Origin of the sequence: Escherichia sp. 20412-1, assembly GCF_003027595.1 — a bacterium.
GTDB classification, from domain to species: Bacteria; Pseudomonadota; Gammaproteobacteria; order Enterobacterales; family Enterobacteriaceae; genus Escherichia; species Escherichia marmotae.
Genome location: NZ_PYQM01000107.1, coordinates 1 through 1,324 on the forward strand (window position 1 = coordinate 1; position 1,324 = coordinate 1,324).

Genomic DNA, 1,324 nt, shown 5'->3' on the forward strand with positions numbered 1-1,324 from the left:
CTTGATCTGGTATCCCGTTACGATTCTCTGCGTAACCCACTGACTTCTCTGGGGGATTACCTCGACCCCGAACTCATCTCTCGTTGCCTTGCCGAATCAGGTACTGTAACGCTACGCAAGCGCCGTCTTCCCCTCGAAATGATGGTCTGGTGTATTGTTGGCATGGCGCTTGAGCGTAAAGAACCTCTTCACCAGATTGTGAATCGCCTGGACATCATGCTGCCGGGCAATCGCCCCTTCGTTGCCCCCAGTGCCGTTATTCAGGCCCGCCAGCGTCTGGGAAGTGAGGCTGTCCGCCGCGTGTTCACGAAAACAGCGCAGCTCTGGCATAACACCACGCCGCATCCGCACTGGTGCGGCCTGACCCTGCTGGCCATCGATGGTGTGTTCTGGCGCACACCGGATACACCAGAGAACGATGCAGCCTTCCCCCGCCAGACACATGCCGGGAACCCGGCGCTCTACCCGCAGGTCAAAATGGTCTGCCAGATGGAACTGACCAGCCATCTGCTGACGGCTGCAGCCTTCGGCACGATGAAGAACAGCGAAAATGAGCTTGCTGAGCAACTTATAGAACAAACCGGCGATAACACCCTGACGTTAATGGATAAAGGTTATTACTCACTGGGACTGTTAAATGCCTGGAGCCAGGCAGGAGAACACCGCCACTGGATGATCCCTCTCAGAAAGGGAGCGCAATATGAAGAGATCAGAAAACTGGGTAAAGGCGATCATCTGGTGAAGCTGAAAACCAGCCCGCAGGCACGAAAAAAGTGGCCGGGACTGGGAAATGAGGTGACAGCCCGCCTGCTGACCGTGACGCGCAAAGGAAAAGTCTGCCATCTGCTGACGTCGATGACGGACGCCATGCGCTTCCCCGGAGGAGAAATGGCGGATCTGTACAGTCATCGCTGGGAAATCGAACTGGGATACAGGGAGATAAAACAGACGATGCAACTGAGCAGGCTGACGCTGAGAAGTAAAAAGCCGGAGCTTGTGGAGCAAGAGCTGTGGGGTGTCTTACTGGCTTATAATCTGGTGAGATATCAGATGATTAAAATGGCAGAACATCTGAAAGGTTACTGGCCGAATCAACTGAGTTTCTCAGAATCATGCGGAATGGTGATGAGAATGCTGATGACATTGCAGGGCGCTTCACCGGGACGTATACCGGAGCTGATGCGCGATCTTGCAAGTATGGGACAACTTGTGAAATTACCGACAAGAAGGGAAAGGGCCTTCCCGAGAGTGGTAAAGGAGAGGCCCTGGAAATACCCCACAGCCCCGAAAAAGAGCCAGTCAGTTGCTTAACTGACTGGCATTA

At 54.0% G+C, this 1,324-nt stretch carries 1 protein-coding gene; it reads left to right on the forward strand.

Features of this window, described 5'->3' with window-relative positions:
• The coding region (locus C7B16_RS24165) for an IS4-like element IS4 family transposase (protein WP_258182618.1) at positions 1-1,311 on the forward strand (1,311 nt) is incomplete at its 5' end.
• Positions 1,312-1,324: the final 13 nt, after the last annotated feature.